Annotated in this window: 16 protein-coding genes; 12 read left to right on the top strand and 4 right to left on the bottom strand. The window is 36.9% G+C overall.

Annotation, left to right across the window (positions count from 1 at the left end):
- Positions 1-312 precede the first annotated feature (312 nt).
- A complete protein-coding gene (locus tag ACYQ3P_RS06790) occupies positions 313-1857 on the top strand; it encodes an IS1634 family transposase (protein ID WP_460178054.1) in 1545 nt (514 codons plus the stop codon).
- A gap of 347 nt (positions 1858-2204) precedes the next feature.
- On the opposite strand, the gene ACYQ3P_RS06795 is transcribed toward ACYQ3P_RS06790, so the two are convergent.
- A complete protein-coding gene (locus ACYQ3P_RS06795) occupies positions 2205-2339 on the bottom strand; it encodes a transposase (RefSeq protein WP_460177180.1) in 135 nt (44 codons plus the stop codon).
- Between the two features lie 541 nt (positions 2340-2880).
- On the opposite strand from ACYQ3P_RS06795, the gene ACYQ3P_RS06800 reads away from it, so the two are divergent.
- The 3 genes from ACYQ3P_RS06800 to galE all read left to right on the top strand — a co-directional run bounded on the left by ACYQ3P_RS06800 (position 2881) and on the right by galE (position 7322).
- Positions 2881-4596 (top strand): methyl-accepting chemotaxis protein, encoded by a 1716-nt coding sequence (locus tag ACYQ3P_RS06800; protein WP_460177181.1) that lies wholly within the window; start codon positions 2881-2883, stop codon positions 4594-4596.
- Between the two features lie 879 nt (positions 4597-5475).
- Positions 5476-6345, top strand: coding sequence for an NAD(P)-dependent oxidoreductase (locus ACYQ3P_RS06805; RefSeq protein ID WP_460177182.1), 870 nt, complete (start codon positions 5476-5478; stop codon positions 6343-6345).
- Positions 6342-7322 carry a UDP-glucose 4-epimerase GalE gene (gene galE, locus ACYQ3P_RS06810; protein ID WP_460177183.1) on the top strand — a complete coding sequence of 327 codons (981 nt, stop codon included), beginning with the start codon at positions 6342-6344 and terminating at the stop codon, positions 7320-7322. The genes ACYQ3P_RS06805 and galE overlap by 4 nt, the downstream gene beginning before the upstream one ends.
- A 1-nt stretch (position 7323) precedes the next feature.
- Here the strand turns inward: galE and ACYQ3P_RS06815 are convergent, their stop codons facing one another.
- A complete protein-coding gene (locus ACYQ3P_RS06815) occupies positions 7324-8196 on the bottom strand; it encodes a tetratricopeptide repeat protein (RefSeq protein ID WP_460177184.1) in 873 nt (290 codons plus the stop codon).
- A gap of 340 nt (positions 8197-8536) precedes the next feature.
- On the opposite strand from ACYQ3P_RS06815, the gene ACYQ3P_RS06820 reads away from it, so the two are divergent.
- From ACYQ3P_RS06820 to ACYQ3P_RS06845, 6 genes are all read left to right on the top strand, one after another.
- The gene (locus tag ACYQ3P_RS06820; protein WP_460177185.1) at positions 8537-8971 is read left to right on the top strand and encodes a hypothetical protein; all 435 of its coding nucleotides are present in this window, start codon (positions 8537-8539) and stop codon (positions 8969-8971) included.
- A 242-nt stretch (positions 8972-9213) separates the two neighbouring features.
- Positions 9214-9396 (top strand): ParA family protein, encoded by a 183-nt coding sequence (locus ACYQ3P_RS06825; RefSeq protein ID WP_460177186.1) that lies wholly within the window; start codon positions 9214-9216, stop codon positions 9394-9396.
- 98 nt (positions 9397-9494) lie between these two features.
- Positions 9495-9959 carry a ParA family protein gene (locus tag ACYQ3P_RS06830; protein ID WP_460178055.1) on the top strand — a complete coding sequence of 155 codons (465 nt, stop codon included), beginning with the start codon at positions 9495-9497 and terminating at the stop codon, positions 9957-9959.
- A gap of 2 nt (positions 9960-9961) precedes the next feature.
- Complete coding sequence (locus ACYQ3P_RS06835) at positions 9962-10387, top strand: tetratricopeptide repeat protein (protein WP_460177187.1); 426 nt, start codon at positions 9962-9964, stop codon at positions 10385-10387.
- A gap of 13 nt (positions 10388-10400) precedes the next feature.
- Positions 10401-12365 (top strand): methyl-accepting chemotaxis protein, encoded by a 1965-nt coding sequence (locus tag ACYQ3P_RS06840; protein WP_460177188.1) that lies wholly within the window; start codon positions 10401-10403, stop codon positions 12363-12365.
- A gap of 11 nt (positions 12366-12376) precedes the next feature.
- A complete protein-coding gene (locus ACYQ3P_RS06845) occupies positions 12377-13603 on the top strand; it encodes a chemotaxis protein CheW (RefSeq protein ID WP_460177189.1) in 1227 nt (408 codons plus the stop codon).
- Between the two features lie 205 nt (positions 13604-13808).
- Here ACYQ3P_RS06845 and ACYQ3P_RS06850 read toward each other — a convergent pair whose 3' ends face one another.
- Positions 13809-15089, bottom strand: a complete 1281-nt coding sequence (locus ACYQ3P_RS06850; protein ID WP_460177190.1) for an IS1380 family transposase — start codon at positions 15087-15089, stop codon at positions 13809-13811.
- Positions 15090-15206: 117 nt separating this feature from the next.
- Here ACYQ3P_RS06850 and ACYQ3P_RS06855 point away from each other — a divergent pair, with 117 nt between their 5' ends.
- Both ACYQ3P_RS06855 and ACYQ3P_RS06860 read left to right on the top strand, forming a co-directional pair.
- On the top strand, positions 15207-16199 hold the full coding sequence (locus tag ACYQ3P_RS06855) for a capsule assembly Wzi family protein (RefSeq protein WP_460178056.1): 993 nt from the start codon (positions 15207-15209) through the stop codon (positions 16197-16199).
- Between the two features lie 108 nt (positions 16200-16307).
- On the top strand, positions 16308-16814 hold the full coding sequence (locus ACYQ3P_RS06860) for a Wzz/FepE/Etk N-terminal domain-containing protein (RefSeq protein WP_460178057.1): 507 nt from the start codon (positions 16308-16310) through the stop codon (positions 16812-16814).
- Positions 16815-16844: 30 nt separating this feature from the next.
- On the opposite strand, the gene ACYQ3P_RS06865 is transcribed toward ACYQ3P_RS06860, so the two are convergent.
- On the bottom strand, positions 16845-18506 hold the full coding sequence (locus tag ACYQ3P_RS06865) for an IS1634 family transposase (protein WP_460177191.1): 1662 nt from the start codon (positions 18504-18506) through the stop codon (positions 16845-16847).
- Between the last annotated feature and the right edge of the window lie 116 nt (positions 18507-18622).

An 18622-nucleotide genomic window follows, 5' to 3' on the forward strand; every position in this document is an offset into this window, starting at 1 on the left:
CTCAATTTGCGGTGTCTCCCAACTTCATCAATTTTCAGCCTTTAAAAATATCAAAAGCTTTATAATTCAATAAGTTATATCTTTTTTCATTCAATTTTGTAGTCTAATCTAACTTTATTATTTTTGCTTATTTATTCCATTAAATATTGACTTTTTTGTCTAATTTTTGTATGCTAAATAAAAAGGAGGTAACTATGTTCGTAAAAGAATCTTGGTCAACAAAAAAAAGGTAAAAAATACAAAACCTACGAAATATCTAAAGCTTACAGAGACAAAAAAACTAAAAAGGTTAGGCATGAAAAAATTGCCAATATCACTCACTTAGGTGAGCCTCTTATTTCCAAAATAAGGCAACTGCTTAAGTCACCTGAGAAAAAGGTTGTAGTGGACAAAGACAAGTTTTTTGAGGATGCAACTTCAGTAGGGCATATACTGTTACTGTTAGGATTTATGATGAAGATAGGATTTCTGGGATGGTTAAGGCATTTTCCAAAGAAGGTAAGAGATTTGCTTTTGGCAGTAGTGCTTAACAGGATAATAGAGCCAAGGAGTAAGTATGCATCAGTGGGATGGATACGAAGAAGTGGTTTTATGGAACTGTTTGATTTAAGGGAAGAGGATATGCATGTAAATGAGATATACAGGGCAATGGACAAGTTGTATGAGAAGATGGATAATGTGTTAGATGATTTTTATAAGACGGGAGCACAAGGGACAAAGTTGTTGCTTTATGATATTACCTCAGTATACTTTGAGGGTCAAGGACCTCTGGGGCTTGCAAGATATGGATACTCAAGGGATGGGAAGCCCGATAAAAAGCAAGTATTGTTGTGTTTATGTTTGAACGAGAATAAATTTCCAGTGCATTTTGATGTTATAGAAGGCAACATATCAGATAAGGAGACAGTAAAGGGACTAATAAGTCAGTTAAAGAAGAGATACGACATCAAGGAGGCAGTATTTATAGGAGACAGGGGGATGGTGACATTACAGAATATAGAGTATCTTGAGAGAGAGGGGATAAACTACATATTAGCGATGAGATTTAGGGAAGCAAAGAAAATGGTAGTGCAGAGGGGTATACAGTTAGATATATTTCAGAAGGAGTTGCCAGTGACCATCTATATAAGTGAAGAGGAAGGGGTAAAGAGCAGATATGTACTATGTGGGTCTGAATACAGAGAAAGCCATGACAGGGAGACATTGGAAAGTATACTTAAAAGGGGCAGGGAGGCATTGGAAAAAGTAAGGCAGATGGTAGAAAGAGGAAAGCTAAGAGACAGGGAGAAAATACTGAGGAGGGCGCAGAGGAAACTGACAAAAAGTGGAGCTGAGAATTATTATGATTTCAGATACGAAGAAGGCAGATTTCAGATAATAGCAAAGCAAGAAGCTATAAAGAAGGCATATGATATGTGTGGGAAGTATATTTTGCAGACGACATTAATAAAGGAAGAAGATGAAGAAATAGAGAGGCAGTATAAGGAATTACAGACAGTGGAGGATGCATTCAAGCAGTTAAAGGATTTTGTAGAGATAAGACCGATATATCATTATAAAGACAGGAGAGTAAGGACGCATATATTTTTATGTGTGGTAGCCCAGACAGTGTTAAACAGGCTAATGGATGAGTTGAAGGAGAAAGGATGGTTAAGGGAGAGCAAAGAAAACAGTCTGAAGAAGTGTTTGGACAAATTTTATGAGATAGGGATAGGAGGTTTTGAGATAGAGGGGGAGAAAATAAGGATTATGAGCAAAGCTAAGGAGGAACATAAAAAGATACTGAGAATATTGGGAGTAGGGGATAAGATTTTCAGAACTTACGAAAGTGCGAGAGAATTTTGTAGGCTAATCTAAAAATTATAACTCATTGATTTTAAAATTTTTTTATTCAAAAGTTGATGAAGTGGGGTTAAAAGAACTCTGGAAGAAAAAAGAAGTACAATTGGCAACATATTGAACTATTGAGACAGTGCCCTAAACTTTCAGGTTTTATATGTGCAGAAAGGCTTCATCCAATACTTTCTGTCTGTATTGAAGAACTTCTAAAGGGTGAAAACATGATATGCCCCCGTTTATTGGAGCATTATAAATACAAACTTTTGTTTTTATAAAACTAATAAAACTAATGCAACCAACCACTGTAACAAAATATTTACGAACAATTCCTATGAACCTCTTAGGGCGATTTTCCTCCCGGACTGTTATGAGGACATGCCCTTGAATTTTTGTCTCCATTTGTCAAAGTTGCTTCTGCTGATAGAGTATTTACGGCAGACTTCTGCAATGGAATTGCCTGGAAGTTTCGTATTTTTGTTGTTCCAAAAAATGGAGAGCATGTCACAACTACGAACGTCTCGTTTGTTATCTCGCTTTCTCCATTTGATTTTTTTCTTCCCTTATCCTATCATCGTGGGAACTCATTCAGGCTGTCTGAGCCTAATGTTCCGTTCAGGCTTAAGGGAAGGGAGAAGGTGGAGGACAACATTGCGAACGGTCTTTAAGACCTATGACAAATCGTCCTTGCCACCTTCTTTTTTCACTTTTATTTTAAACTATCTCTGCTTAATGTCCATATATTTATCATACGTGACGGTAAGGGGAATATCTCGCAGTGAATGTGAGGGGAATTCTTACAATGACACTTAGGAATCGCACACACTATTTTTGTAACTTTTAGTAACACTTTTTAAAAATTTGTTACTTTTAGTAACTTTTATCTTAAGGCAAAAGATAGGCAAATCAATAAGTTTCATGAATGGAATATATTTTGCATATCTAATTCAAAACTATATTAAGTATGTTAGTCTTGTCCTTGCGAATAAATTGAAGCAAATTATTTGGAAATTGAAAAAGCTTTACCTAAAGGAAGCATAAAATATGAAGAAATGGAGAAATTTAAGCTTAAAGGGAAAGCTTATCATTTTAGCTTTGTTTGTATTTCTATCATTGGTTGTTATTTTTGCAAACAATGTTTTAACTCTTAAAGATTCAATGATAAAAGAGAAAAAAATTAAACTTAAACATGTAACAGAGACTGCTTATGGAATTATTGAATACTATCACAAGTTATTCAAAGAGGGCAAGTTAACTGAGGAAGAAGCTCAAAGGGCAGCTATTTCAGTTATTAAAACTTTAAGGTATGAAGAGAAAGAATACTTTTGGATAAATGATACTACTTTGCCAATTCCTAAAATGATAATGCATCCAACAGTGAGCTCCCTTGATGGAAAGGTTCTTGACGATCCAAAGTTTAACTGTGCTACAAGTATGCAGGCAGGCTTACAGGGAAAAATAATAAAGACCGATGGTAAGAAAAATCTTTTTCAGGCATTTGTAGAAGTAGTAAATCAAGGAGGATTAGGATATGTTACCTATCAATGGCCCAAACCATTAGCAGGTGGTGGAGTAACAAAAGAAACTTTTCCTAAGCTTTCCTTTGTAAAAAATTTTGAGCCTTGGGGTTGGGTTATCGGCACAGGAATTTATATAGACGATGTTAATAAGAGTGTAATGACTGAAGCAACAAAATTATTGATAGCTGCTTGTATAATTCTTTTAATTATCCTCTCTCTTTTTATTTTCTTAATCAGGGATACAAAAAAGTTTGTAGAGAATTTTGCAAAAGACTTAGGAGAGACAATGAATAGAATTGCAAGCGGTGATTTTACAGCGAAATTTGAAATCAACGCTAAAAACGAATTTGTACCTATTATTAAGGCAGTATCAAATGCTATGGACACTGTAAAAAATCTTATATCAAGCATTCAAACCGTAGCATCATCTCTTGCCTCATCCTCAGAGCAGCTTTCTGCGACAACAGAGGAGATATCAAGGAATCTAAAATCTCAGACAGAGAGAGCCTCTCAGATTGCATCAGCAGCTGAGGAGATGTCTCAAACTGTTGTTGACATAGCAAAGAACGCAGCACAAATTGCAGAGGCAAGCAATGTGACTGCACAGGTAGCAAAAGATGGCAAAGAAATGACAACAAACACAGCACAGGAGATAAAACTCATAGAGGGAGCTATTAATAAACTCTCAGAAGTAATCAATGTTCTTGCAGACCGTTCCCGCCAGATAGGTGAGATAGTGACAGTAATCAAAGACATAGCGGATCAGACAAATCTACTTGCATTGAATGCAGCAATTGAGGCAGCAAGGGCTGGAGAGCAGGGTCGTGGATTTGCAGTAGTTGCAGATGAGGTGCGTAAACTTGCAGAAAGAACAGCGAAGGCAACGGATGAGATAGCAGAGATGATAAGGGGAATACAGGCAGAGGTAGGTGTGGCAGAGGGTTCTATGGAAGATGCAACGAAGAAAGTAGCAAGTGGAGTAGAGCTAAGCAACAAATCAGCCCAGATGCTTGAACAAATATTAGCTAAAGCACAAGAGCTACAAGGAATGATACAGCAGATAGCGAGTGCAACAGAGGAGATGTCATCAGTCACAGACCACATAACACAGGATATAGGAAGCATAGCAGAGGGTTCAAAAGAGATATCTCTTGCAGTTGACCAGTCAGCTCAGACAGCATCAGATATTGCAAGATTGGGCGGAGAACTTAATTCTGCGATAGGAAGATGCAGAATCTAATTTGATGTACAGGATTGGGGGAGGTCTTAAATTTTTGCCTTCCCCCAAATACAAATCATCTTTTTTAAGTTTTGTTCCTTCTATTTGAAGAATCTTACGAAAAATAAAGGTAGAAACCCAATAACTACTACAACCCTTTGAAAATTATTTTTTTTGCACGCATTGCGAGTTTTAAAGAAGGTGAAGCGTTATAAGCTCGCTTTCCGTTAGGACCCATCCTGTCATTGTGAGTCTGCTGTTAGGCAAGCGAAGCAATCTCATCTTTTTCCTCTTACATCTCTCTTTTACGTTTCACGAATTTTTAGAGATTGCTTCTGGCTCGTAGCCTGTAGCGATCCGAAGGCGTAGTGATCACTCGCAATGACGCATAGGGTTAGATTGATATGCCTCATGGATGCTCTCAATGACAGGATAACAAAAATTTTTTTAAAAATCGCTCAACTTGTCTTTATTAATTCTTCCCCAAAAATAGCGATAGAAATCCAATAATTGGTATAACCATTTGAAAATTAAGTATTTCTTGCTGTCATTGTGAGCATCCGAAGGAGGCGAAGCAATCTCTTTGAAGGGGAAAAGGCAAGATTGCTTCCTCCTCGCTTCGCTCGGAGTCGCAATGACGGAGAGGGGATATCCTCGCAATTACGGAGAGGTGTTCACCATCTACCATCCACGAATCACCATTCACCAGTTACTAATTAGAGACTGCTTCGCCTCCTTCGGAGGCTCGCAGTGACGATGTTGCGGATTGCCACGCTATCGCTCGCAACAGAGGGCTCGCAGTGACGATTATCTATCTCTATTTTTCGGTCTTCCATCTTACTTTTATGACTTTTTGCTCTTGTTCTATAATAATAGACATTATTAATTTGGAGGCAAGAAATGAAAGTAGGCTTTATAGGGCTCGGAAATCTGGGAAAAGCTATGGCAAAAAGATTAATTTCAGAAGGAGTTGACTTAATAGTTTGGAATAGAACAATTGAAAAAGCAAGGGATTTGGGTTGCCTTATTGCCAATACTCCTGCTGAGCTTGTATCAAAGACAGACATGGTTATTCTTAACCTAAAGGACAGCAGTGCTGTAAAAGATATACTTATACAGAAGGATGGAATTGTTTCTGGAGAATGCGAAGGAAAAATAGTGATTGATACTACAACAAATCATTTTGAGGAAGTTTTGAATTTCTATCATATTCTACAAGAAAAACAGGCTTATTATCTTGAAGCTCCTGTATTAGGCAGCGTAATTCCAGCTTCTCAGGGTCTTTTAACAGTCCTTGTAAGTGGAGATGAAAAATCCTTTGAGAGAGCCGAGCCTATTTTGGAAAAGATAGGTAAAAATATTTTTTATCTTCAAAAACAAGGGCTTGCAACCAAGATGAAGCTTATCAATAATCTTGTTCTTGGCAGTTTTATGGCTACCCTTGCTGAGGCAATTGCATTTGCTGAGGATGTAGGAATAGAAAAGCAAAAAGCAATAGAGATACTTTCCTTTGGAGCTGGAAATTCAATGATTTTGAATGTCAAGAAACAAAAGCTAATTGATGAGGATTTCTCTGCTCATTTTTCAAATGCTCTTATATACAAGGACTTGGATTATCTGCAAGATTTGGCAAAAAATCTCAAAAGACCTCTTTTCACTGCAAGTATAGTAAAAGAGCTTTATGCTTTAGCTATAGCAAAGGGATTTGAGTTGGATGATTTTTCTGGAATATACAAAATTTTCAAAAATTATGAATTGGAGGGGAGATGAGCTATAAAATCTTTGTTACAGGTGGAGCTGGTTACATAGGAAGTCATGTGGTTAAGGATTTATCTGAAAGGGGGTATGAAGTTCTTACATACGATAATCTTTCATTCGGGCATCCTGAAGCTGTTTTATATGGAAAGCTTGTTGTTGGAGATTTAGCAGACAAGGAAACTTTAAGAAAAACCTTTGCCGACTTTGGACCAGACGCTGTAATTCATTTTGCAGCATACATAGTTGTTCCTGAATCTGTGAAAGAACCTGCAAAGTATTATAAAAACAACTTTTGCAACACCCTCAATCTTGTTGAGACTTGCCTTGAGTTTGGTGTAAAAAATTTCATATTTTCATCAACAGCTGCTGTCTACGGTATTCCTGAAGAGATTCCAGTTAGCGAAGATGCGCCACTTAAACCAATAAATCCTTACGGAAGATCAAAGGTTATGGTTGAGCATCTACTTTCTGATGTCTCAAGCTCAACTGATTTTAGATACATCTCGCTTCGTTACTTTAATGTTGCAGGCGCAGACAATAAAGGCAGAATTGGGCAGAAAAGAAAAGATGCAACTCATCTTATTACAGTTGCAGTAAAGACAGCACTTGGTAAAAGACCATATCTTGAGATTTACGGAACAGACTATCCAACTCCAGATGGAACATGTATAAGGGATTACATTCATGTTGATGACCTCTCTGAGGCACACATTATTGCCCTTGAATATCTTTTTAACGGTGGAAAATCTGATATATTTAACTGTGGCTATGGGCATGGATACTCTGTAAAAGAAGTAATTGAGGCTACAAAAAAAGTTACAGGTATTGATTTTAAAGTGATACCTTCAGCAAGAAGAGAAGGTGACCCACCTGTGCTTGTGGCTGACAGCAGTAAGATCAGAGAAAAACTCGGCTGGACTCCAAAATATGATGACCTTGAATATATAATAAAAACAGCCTTTGAATGGGAGAAAAAGCTTAAAGACTGAGCTATCTAAGAAGCTCCCTTAGATTATTAGCCAGATTTTTATCTAACTTTAACAATATTGACAATTCCCTGTAGGCATCGTCTTTTTTGTTGGAAAGATAAAATAAGATGCCTTTTAGATAATGTAAGTAGGCAGAGTTTGATTGAGAGTTACCGATGACTTTTAAAGCTCCTTCAAAATCTTTTTCTATAATATAGATGCTCGCAAGCTTTATTGTATTTTTCTCTTCATTGGGAAGTTTCAAAAGATAATCCTTTGCTTTCTTATAGTAGCCTAATTTGTAGCTTAATTTTACAATTTTTTCCAATATCTCTCTTGATTCTTTGCTATCAGGAGCTTTCTTATAAATCTGCTCATAAATATCTAAAGCCTTCTCAAGCTGTCCAATATTTTCGTATTTAGATGCAATTGATAAATAATCTATTTCTGGGATAGAAATCTCATGCAACTCCGTTGATGGTTTTTTGTATTGAGGAATGAGCGTTTCTAACTTTGATGAAACTATTTTCTTATTTTCAAGCAAAACATTTACATCTCTTTCAGCCATTTCTGTGTTGAAGTTGAAAGGCTTTCCTTGATTAGTATCAATCAACAGCAATACAATTCCCTTTTTTTTATCAAAAATCAATGAATCATTTACCGGATATCCAACGCCATTCTTAACAACGATTAATCGGGATTTAGAAATCATGATCCATTTTTTCAATGGCTCTACTTTGCTCATGAAAATTTCTTCCCTTTGCGTTGGAACAATTGCATATGCGGAGACTGGATTTGAATTTTCATCAATAACAACGACATAAGAGAGATTATCAGAAAAGGCGGATGATGAAAAAATTAATCCAAAAAATATGAAGAATATAATTTTTTTCATCAAAATATTTTACCACACATCAAAAAGCTTTTTTCTCAATTGTTCGATTCTTAAGAATCATTGCGAACATCACCGAAGGACACCTTATTCCGTCATTGCGAGCCTGCCGTTTATTTTTTTCGTCATTGCGAGCCTGCCGAAAGGCAGGCGTGGCAATCTCTCCATTGTCCGAAGAAAAAAGGCGAGATTGCTTCCTCCTCGCTTCGCTCGGAGTCGCAATGACGGGAAGGAAAGTCCTCGCAATGACGAGGCAGGTGTTCACCATGCACCATCCACCATCCACTAATCACCATTCACCAACTTCATTGACAAATATCAATTTATTATGAAATAATTAACCATGCAAACCACATTTGATAAAGAAACAATTGAAAAATTAATGGATGAGTTTCTGAAGAATTATCTGCCTGAGTATATTGAACAATATGTTTCTGAAAGGGAAATAAAACTTAAGGAAATTGCTCTTGTTGAACGAATTGTCAGAGTGGAAGAAGAGTTGAAAAGCTTAAGGCTTCTTGAGGCAGAAAGACATGAAAGACTTTACTCAGAGATGAATACTCGGTTTGAAGCTTTATACAAAGAGATGAATACTCGGTTTGAAGCTATGAATACTCGGTTTGAAGCTATAAATGCTCGCTTTGAAGCTTTACAGAGGGAGATTAATACTCGTTTTGAAACTTTGGAAAAAAGGTTGTCTTTTCAACAGTGGCTTACTGTTGCTGGGTTTTCATTTATTGCTATATTGATTGCTGTTCTCAACATCTTTGTAAAATAAAATTACCAATCACCAGTCACCAACCACCAATTAGAGACTGCTTCGCCACATCGAGTGGCTCGCAGTGACACACTACACCGTCATTCCGGGGCATCCGCAAGGATGCCGAAGCAATCTCTGAAATTTCCACGCTGTCGCTCACAACAGAGGGGCTCGCAGTGACGGGTTTCTATCTATTTTTCGGTAATAATTTATTGAAAAACATATATTGAAAAACAAAAGAATTTTTAGTATAATTTGGTATGATTAAAATCATTACCTTTGCTAACAAAAAAGGAGGTAGTGGCAAGACAACAACAGTGGTTAATCTTGCTGCTACTCTTGCGGCAAAAAATAAAAGAGTTTTGCTTTTAGACCTTGACCCTCAATGCCATGCTACATTTATCTCAGGGATAAATCCTTACGCTAAAAATTCGGGGGGGTAAGCCTTCTTTTTAATGGCTTCCCTGTTAAAAACCTTACATATAAAACCTCTTTTGGCTTTGATATAATTCCTTCTCTTCATACTGACCCTGCCTATGTAATATATGGCTCTGAGTTTAAATTCAAGGATGTTTTAACTCCTGTGCATGTTGATTATGATTTTATCCTTATTGATACTCCGCCGGGAAGAGATGATTTGTTGAAATTTTCATTTTTAATATCAACTAATCTGCTCATTCCCATGCCTCTTCAATTTCTTGCAATGGAAGGGCTTGCACAACTTCTTGGACTGCTTTATAAAATCTCAGAAAAATACAATCCTGCAATAAAATTCTCTGGAATAATCCCTGTTATGGTTGACATGAGAACAAGGCATTCCAATGAAGTATTGCAGGAACTTAAAAATACCTTTGGTGAAAGATTAATAAGAAGAGGGATAAGGCTTGATATAAAGATTTCAGAGGCTTCATGGAAACAGATGCCTGTAATTGCCTATGCTCCCCATTCAAAGGCTTCTTATGATTTTCACATGCTGGCAGAGGAAATTTTGATAGAGGAGGAATAAGAATGCAAGGTATAAAACTAAGAGATTTAATTTTGGAAAATTTAAAGGTCAAATTAACACCATCTGATGAAAATATTACAGCTCAGGTCAATGAATTATATATAAATGCCAAAACAATGCCAGTTGAAGAACTGATAAGGGAAACAAAAAATTTAATTAAAGAGCTTTTTAAGGATATAGAAAATATTGACAAACTTTTCTTCAGAATTGCATTAAAGCTTGAAAAGGCTGGAGAAAAAGAAGATGCCATATTTTTCTACCGCCTGAGTAATCTTCTCTGTCCAAATCCAAAGGCAGTAAATAATCTTGCAGTGCTTTATTCTGAAACAGGCAGAAAGGAACAAGCAATAAAGCTTTTAAAAGAAGCCATAAAGCTATTCCCAGACAATGAAATCTTGAAAGCAAATTTGAAAAAATTAAACCAATAAAGGAGGTTTTAAAATGGCAGATTTAAAGAAAAAAGGAATTGTAGGGAAAGGATTATCTAAGCCTGGAAGGGAAGAAGTGAAGACTGTCATAATGGATGATGAGCTCGCACGCAAGAGAGAGGAAGCTAAAAGAATAGCACAGGAAAAAGCAAGGGCAAGGACACTGGCAAAACAACAGCAGATAGCAGAAAGAATAGCTGCGGCAACAGAACAGCTTGCATCAGCAATTGAGGAATCCTCCTCAGCAGCAGAGGAGCTTAATCGTTCAATGGAGCAGATTGCAGCAGGTGCAGAAGAGGCTGCAGGAGCTGCTGAACAGTCAAGAGCTGCAGTAACTCAAATTGAAAAGAATTTCCTCCAAATAACCGAAAATGCAAAAATAAATCTCAACAGGGCTAATAATATCAAAATGATTGGAGAAGAAACAGCAAAAGGAATAGAGCATTTAATAATAGGAGTTAATGAATCTGCTGATTTTTCCAAAGAAACAGTAAAACTTATGGAGGAACTTGAAAAGCAGTCTGAAGAAATAGGAAATATTGTTCAGGCAGTTGTAAGAATTGCAGACCAGACAAATCTGCTTGCACTTAATGCAGCAATTGAGGCAGCAAGGGCTGGGGAGCATGGCAGAGGCTTTGCTGTTGTTGCAGATGAAGTAAGAAATCTTGCAGAGATATCAGAAAAATCAGCAAGGCAGATTAAGGATGTTGTTACAGAAATACAGGAAGCTGTAAGAGTAGTTGTGGATGAGATAAATCAGATTGGAAAGAATGCAAAGGATGAAGTTGAAAGAGGAAAAAAGATAAATGAAGAGCTGATAAATATAGCAAAAGAAATTGATGAATTGTATAAGAACACACAGTTAGCAGGAAATTTAGCTGGAAGAGCATTTTCAGAAGCGCAGGAACTTTTACAATCTTCAGAACAGGTAGCAACTGCTGCGGAAGAGATGGCATCAGCAGCTGAGGAGGCAAGAAAAGGCACAGAGATGCAGACAAAGGCATTTTCAGAGATGGCATCTGCATCTCAGGAACTTGCAAATGCTGCTGAGGAGCTTAAAAACTCAACAGATACTAAGAAGTCAGCAGAGGAACTTGCAGCAATGGCAGAACAGCTGAGTGCCAATATTGAGGAGGCAAGTTCAGCAGCTCAGGAATTAGCAAAAGCAATTGAACAAATCAGAGTTGCTGCAGAACTTCAGACAAAACAAACACAAAAAAGTTCAGAAATAGTTGAAAGACTTGCTGCCACTGCACAGCAAATGGAAAAAGGAACGAGTAATAGACTTTCTTTCTTAGAAGATATGTCAAAACATTACTCAGAAATTAAGGAAAGAGTGAATACTTTAATAGCCAATATAAATAAAGCCGCAGAGGATAATTTAAAAGCACTTGGAAATATTAAAGAACTTGATGAGAAGTCAAGAAAGATTGAAAAGATAGTAGAAGCAATTATGAATGTTACAATACAGACAAATATGCTTGCTGTAAGTGGTTCTATTGAGGCTGCTCGGGCGGGAGAGCATGGTAAAGGATTTTCAGTGGTTGCTGGAGACATAAGAAATCTTGCAAATGAATCTGCGGATAATGCTGATAAAATAAAGGATATGGTAAGGGCACTTCAGTATTTAATTGCAAAATGTATGCAGGATATAGACCTTGCTTCAAGAACAGCCCGTTCTGAGGCTGAAAAGGCAAAGGCAATAACTGAAAATCTCTTAAAGACAGAAAACGCTATAGATGAAATTAGAAATGGTGAAAATTCTATATCAGATACATATAGAAGGTTAAATGAAATTCTGAAAGCCATAGAAGAGGCAAAGAAAGGTATCCAACAACTTGCAGCTGCTACAGAAGAAGCAGAGAAAGCCATTACTGAAGCTGCATCAGCTGCAGAGGAGCAGGCAAGAGGACTTCAGGAACTTTCTCAGGCTATTGAGGAGATAGCATCCCTCGCTGATGAACTCCAGAGTATGTAAGGGGGTAACCTATGGATGCTTCTCAAAGCAAACAGATAATTACTTTTTTGATAAAAAAGGAGGCTTTTGGACTACCACTTCAATCTGTAAAGGAAATTGTGAGATATCCAGAAATAACAGAAGTGCCAAGAGCTCCTGCTTATCTGAGGGGACTTACAAATCTAAGAGGAACAATTGTTCCAGTGATTGATTCAAGAGTAAAATTGAACCTGCCAGTTACAGAGGTAACTGACCATACAAGATTAATAATACTGGAGACAGGAACAACTCCAACAGGTATTATAGTTGACAAAGTAAAAGGTGTTGTTGAGTTTGAGGCTTCTGAAATTGAAGAGCCACCTTCAATTGTTTCATCAGGAATTGATAAAAAGTTTATATCTGCTGTCATTAAAAGCAAGGACGAGATAATAATGGAGCTTGACCTTGAATCTCTTTGCGACATAGACCTGAAGGCTATAAAGTCTGATAAAACCGCTCAGACATTAGAAGAGAAAGAACAGGCTCAAAAAGCTTTAGAAGAGCTTCAGCTTGTTACCTTCATAATTTCTGAAGAAGAATACGCTTTCCCTATAGAGAAAGTAAGAGAAATACTCAGAATACATGAGATTACTGAAGTCCCCAATGCACCTCAGTATGTAAAAGGTATTATTACAGTGAGAAATCAAATTTTGCCAGTTATTGATTTGAGGAAGCTTTTTAAGCTTCAATCACTGTCAGAAGAAATCAACTCTGAAATTGAAAGAATGTATAACGAGTGCAAATCTGTGAGGGACATTAAAAATACAGAGCTATGGAAATGGCTTGATGAGTTTAGAACTTCAAGTGAAGCCATAGGTTTTGCTATTCAAAATTTAAAGAAAGATTTTTCAAAGGGCTCTGTGGAAAAATTTAAAGAAGTCATAAAGGAAAATATAAAGGAAGACCAGAGAATAGTGGTTGTTGAAATATCTGGTGTTAATTTAGGATTTATAGTTGACAGGATGAAACAGGTGGTAAGGGTTCCAAAGGATTTAGTTGAGCCTGCTCCTGCTATTTTAAAGACAGATGAGTCTGAAAATATTGAAGGAATAGTCAAACTCAATCAAGGTGAAAGACTCATCATGCTTATTAATGAATCAAATCTTTTTGATAAGAAAACTATTGAGGAGTTAAGGAAGATGGAACAGAGGCAAACAGAAGAAGAGAAAAGGTCAGAAACTCCCAAAAATAGAGATAGAAAACTGACAGATTTATTTTGACCCTTTTCAGGACAATTTTTTATTAAAATTATCCTCTATGTCCTCCTATTTCTTCCTTTTCGTAATAATTTTCCCTATTTTTTTCTCTCTTTTTTATAATTTTCACCTATTAATTAACCTCAAACTTGCCTTTTTAGACAATATTCACCCGTGTTTGTTTTTTATTGCTCTATTTTTTTATCATTTTATCTTGCAAATACTCTTCTTATACAAATGCCATTATTTTTTTTCTTATATGAAGTAGAAGATTAAATTTCTCAACTGTGGTTGATACATGAAGCCATAACCTTCTGCCATGTTTTACCATTTTCCCTGCTATCTCTATAAAAAACCACCTTATTGTGCTTATAGTCTTGTTCTTATACTCTTGCGGTAAAATAAGCTCCCTCTTCAAAACAAAAACATTATATGCAAGCACTCCAAGACAAAACCACATCGCATTTCCCCCAAATTCTCCGCTGGGTAAACTCTCCATCCCTATCCCGTTCTTTAATTCCTTAATGATATTCTCCATCTGCCCCCGCTTGTTATACTCCCATACAACTTCTTCTGCTGAACTTTCACTGTCAGTTGCTATCACATGGTAACAATAAGGCTCGCTATCAAATAAATCTATCTGCTCTTTCTTCCACCTCTGCACAACCAGCCTGAATGCCTCTGTGCCCTTCATAACATGCACTGTCTCCCCTATCTGCCTGTTTGTAAGTATCCCTTCCTCTGTTCTCAATTCTCTCCAATGCTTTATTCTCTTTATAGCATCCATCACTGCCCCTGTCTTATCTGCTACTATACTGAATGTTGTGCCTTTGCTTCTGAGAAAATTTATTACTTCTGCTGTGTAAAACTCACTGTCAAGACAGGCATGCTTTATCCTTTTTCCTTCAGGCAACAGTTCATATGCATGTGAAAGTGCTTGAAGTGGAACTCCCGCTACATTCCCATGCCTAAACTCATGATAAACGATAATGGGCAACTCCTTAAATGCGGTAACTATAGGTTTGTACCCCTTCACCCCTTTATAGGTCATCTTTGCATCATACTTTTCAGTCTCTATTATTGTAGGGTCTGACCAAAGAGTATATTCTTTCGCTTCATGTATTTGCAATGCTTTCCTGTTTGCTTCATCTATAACTGTTTTCAATTTAACTATGCCTTCGCCATTGCCACTTCTTCTTATCCAGTCACCTACTGCAGAGCTTGATGGGACTTTTCCCATGCCAGTGCTCTCCCTTAAAGCTTTATCTTCAGCAATTTCTCTTAAATCATCTATGTGTCTTCCTCCTGCAAGTAACATAAGAACGATGGGATGAATATATTGCCAAGCATCATATCCTCTGTTTGAACCCGGAGATGGCATTATCCTCTGAATAAGCTTTTTAACTCCAAAAGCCAACATGAATTCTGTAAAAAGAGTAGCTCCTGCATGGGGAGTTAACTTTTCATCTGTTCTTTTAAACTTGAAATTAAGCAGAGTTTGTTTTATCATATCTTAAGCTCCTTGTGTATAATAGTTCACCCAATGGGTGATTTTGTTGTTTCCATATAAACTATTATACACAAAGGAGCCTCTCTATTTTAGTAGATTTCTATTTCTATTTTAGGGATATATCAGGATTCAAGCACCGATAAGTTAAATTATAACAATGATGGAGATAGGTATAAAAATGGCTCAAATCTAAGGGTAGGATTTTCTTCCAGAGCAGAACTTGGTTGGCTCTCTTTTTACATTACTCCTGAGTTACAGTATCCAGATGATGCAGATATTGTGATGAAAAGAGGATATGGGGTTTTAAGTTTTTTGGGCCTTGATCTACAGTTTGGTAAGGATTCGCAATGGTGGGGTCCAGGTTATCATGGAGCTTTACTTCTTTCTAATAATGCTAAGCCCATGAGGATCTTAAAGATCACAAATCCCCACCCCATTTTATTACCCTGGGTATTTAAGTATCTTGGTCCATTTAGATTTGTCTTTTTTGTGACAAGGCTTGAAAAAGAAAGGACGATTCCAGAACCATACTTATGGGATACAAGGATCAACTTTAAGCCCCATCCTTATCTTGAGATTGGGCTTCAAAGAACTGCTCTTTTAGGTGGAAGGGGACGTCCTGAGAATCTCAAAACCTGGTTAAGAAGCTTAATAGGAAAAGGAGAGAATATATCTACTAAAGAGGCAAGTGATCAGAGGGCAGGTTTTGATATGAAGCTAACACTACCTTTTAAATTCCAGCCATTACAAGTATACTTAGAGGCAGCTGGAGAGGATAGCACAAATTATTTACCTGTCAAATGGGCATACCTTATGGGCATATATCTTCCGAGGGTTTTTAGCTTTGAAAGGATAAGCATAAAAGGAGAATATGCAACGACCCATGTAAAAGGTTATCCAAATGTCTGGTACACGCACCATATCTATGGCCCGGAGGCTTATACATACAAAGGCAGAACAATAGGCCACCACATGGGAACAGATTCAAAGGATATCTTCCTTGAGCTGTCATATCTCCATGACATAAACAAAAGCATCTCGATCTCTTACCACAGAGAGGAACATAATCTTTGTACTCTTTTACAAAGATTAAAAATATGGAAGGCATGATTAATAAAGAGATGAGTAAATGTTACAATAAATTATAATTTTTAAATTCATATCTTTGGGAGAAGGGTATGGAAGAAAAAGAGAAGCAACAAGAAAAACGAAATAAACCTGCTTGACCTTATTGTTGTCCTTGCAAAGCGGAAGAACATTATTCTTGGTATTACCTTAGGCGTAGCAGTATTAACTGCAATCATAAGTCTACTTCTTCCTCCAATATACAGAGCTGAGACAAAGATAATGCTCAGTCAGATGGGCGGTGATGCTCTGGGTTTGAAAAATCCTGCTGATCTTTATCTTTACATTGGGATGTTAAAAAGCAGGACTGTAGCAGATAGGATTATCGATAAGTTTAATTTAATGAAGGTTTATGATACTAAATATCGTGAGGATGCAAGAAAAATTCTTTTAAAAAATCTTAAGGCTACAGCTGACACAAAAAGCGGTATAATCACGATTGGAGTAGAGGATAAAGATCCTGTAAGGTCCTCCCAGATGGCAAATGCCTTTGTAGAAGAATTGAAGAATCTTGTAAGAGGACTTGCTACTACAGAGGCAAGCCAAAGAAGGCTCTTCTTTGAAGAACAGTTTAACCCCACTTCATCAACTTTTGAATAAAAAAATTTTAAAATCAATGAGTTATAATTTTTAGATTAGCCTACAAAATTCTCTCGCACTTTCGTAAGTTCTGAAAATCTTATCCCCTACTCCCAATATTCTAAGTATCTTTTTATGTTCCTCCTTAGCTTTGCTCATAATCCTTATTTTCTCCCTCTCTATCTCAAAACCTCCTATCCCTATCTCATAAAATTTGTCCAAACACTTCTTCAGACTGTTTTCTTTGCTCTCCCTTAACCATCCTTTCTCCTTCAACTCATCCATTAGCCTGTTTAACACTGTCTGGGCTACCACACATAAAAATATATGCGTCCTTACTCTCCTGTCTTTATAATGATATATCGGTCTTATCTCTACAAAATCCTTTAACTGCTTGAATGCATCCTCCACTGTCTGTAATTCCTTATACTGCCTCTCTATCTCTTCATCTTCTTCCTTCATTAATGTCGTCTGCAAAATATACTTCCCACACATATCATATGCCTTCTTTATAGCTTCTTGCTTTGCTATTATCTGAAATCTGCCTTCTTCGTATCTGAAATCATAATAATTCTCAGCTCCACTTTTTGTCAGTTTCCTCTGCGCCCTCCTCAGTATTTTCTCCCTGTCTCTTAGCTTTCCTCTTTCTACCATCTGCCTTACTTTTTCCAATGCCTCCCTGCCCCTTTTAAGTATACTTTCCAATGTCTCCCTGTCATGGCTTTCTCTGTATTCAGACCCACATAGTACATATCTGCTCTTTACCCCTTCCTCTTCACTTATATAGATGGTCACTGGCAACTCCTTCTGAAATATATCTAACTGTATACCCTTCTGCACTACCATTTTCTTTGCTTCCCTAAATCTCATCGCTAATATGTAGTTTATCCCCTCTCTCTCAAGATACTCTATATTCTGTAATGTCACCATCCCCCTGTCTCCTATAAATACTGCCTCCTTGATGTCGTATCTCTTCTTTAACTGACTTATTAGTCCCTTTACTGTCTCCTTATCTGATATGTTGCCTTCTATAACATCAAAATGCACTGGAAATTTATTCTCGTTCAAACATAAACACAACAATACTTGCTTTTTATCGGGCTTCCCATCCCTTGAGTATCCATATCTTGCAAGCCCCAGAGGTCCTTGACCCTCAAAGTATACTGAGGTAATATCATAAAGCAACAACTTTGTCCCTTGTGCTCCCGTCTTATAAAAATCATCTAACACATTATCCATCTTCTCATACAACTTGTCCATTGCCCTGTATATCTCATTTACATGCATATCCTCTTCCCTTAAATCAAACAGTTCCATAAAACCACTTCTTCGTATCCATCCCACTGATGCATACTTACTCCTTGGCTCTATTATCCTGTTAAGCACTACTGCCAAAAGCAAATCTCTTACCTTCTTTGGAAAATGCCTTAACCATCCCAGAAATCCTATCTTCATCATAAATCCTAACAGTAACAGTATATGCCCTACTGAAGTTGCATCCTCAAAAAACTTGTCTTTGTCCACTACAACCTTTTTCTCAGGTGACTTAAGCAGTTGCCTTATTTTGGAAATAAGAGGCTCACCTAAGTGAGTGATATTGGCAATTTTTTCATGCCTAACCTTTTTAGTTTTTTTGTCTCTGTAAGCTTTAGATATTTCGTAGGTTTTGTATTTTTTACCTTTTTTTGTTGACCAAGATTCTTTTACGAACATAGTTACCTCCTTTTTTATATTAGTATACAAAAATTAGACAAAAAAGTCAATATTTAAGGGAATAAATAGGCAAAAATAATAAAATTAGGTTAGACTACAAAATTGAATGAAAAAAG

It is taken from the genome of Thermodesulfovibrio hydrogeniphilus (assembly GCF_054657355.1).

Excerpts from the sequence above, each read along its gene's own strand:
- ACYQ3P_RS06795 (WP_460177180.1), bottom strand. The coding sequence starts at position 2,339 with ATGCTCTCCATTTTTTGGAACAACAAAAATACGAAACTTCCAGGCAAT.
- ACYQ3P_RS06800 (WP_460177181.1), top strand. The coding sequence starts at position 2,881 with ATGAAGAAATGGAGAAATTTAAGCTTAAAGGGAAAGCTTATCATTTTA.
- ACYQ3P_RS06805 (WP_460177182.1), top strand. The coding sequence starts at position 5,476 with ATGAAAGTAGGCTTTATAGGGCTCGGAAATCTGGGAAAAGCTATGGCA.
- galE (WP_460177183.1), top strand. The coding sequence starts at position 6,342 with ATGAGCTATAAAATCTTTGTTACAGGTGGAGCTGGTTACATAGGAAGT.
- ACYQ3P_RS06815 (WP_460177184.1), bottom strand. The coding sequence starts at position 8,196 with ATGAAAAAAATTATATTCTTCATATTTTTTGGATTAATTTTTTCATCA.
- ACYQ3P_RS06820 (WP_460177185.1), top strand. The coding sequence starts at position 8,537 with ATGCAAACCACATTTGATAAAGAAACAATTGAAAAATTAATGGATGAG.
- ACYQ3P_RS06825 (WP_460177186.1), top strand. The coding sequence starts at position 9,214 with ATGATTAAAATCATTACCTTTGCTAACAAAAAAGGAGGTAGTGGCAAG.
- ACYQ3P_RS06835 (WP_460177187.1), top strand. The coding sequence starts at position 9,962 with ATGCAAGGTATAAAACTAAGAGATTTAATTTTGGAAAATTTAAAGGTC.
- ACYQ3P_RS06840 (WP_460177188.1), top strand. The coding sequence starts at position 10,401 with ATGGCAGATTTAAAGAAAAAAGGAATTGTAGGGAAAGGATTATCTAAG.
- ACYQ3P_RS06845 (WP_460177189.1), top strand. The coding sequence starts at position 12,377 with ATGGATGCTTCTCAAAGCAAACAGATAATTACTTTTTTGATAAAAAAG.
- ACYQ3P_RS06850 (WP_460177190.1), bottom strand. The coding sequence starts at position 15,089 with ATGATAAAACAAACTCTGCTTAATTTCAAGTTTAAAAGAACAGATGAA.
- ACYQ3P_RS06865 (WP_460177191.1), bottom strand. The coding sequence starts at position 18,506 with ATGTTCGTAAAAGAATCTTGGTCAACAAAAAAAGGTAAAAAATACAAA.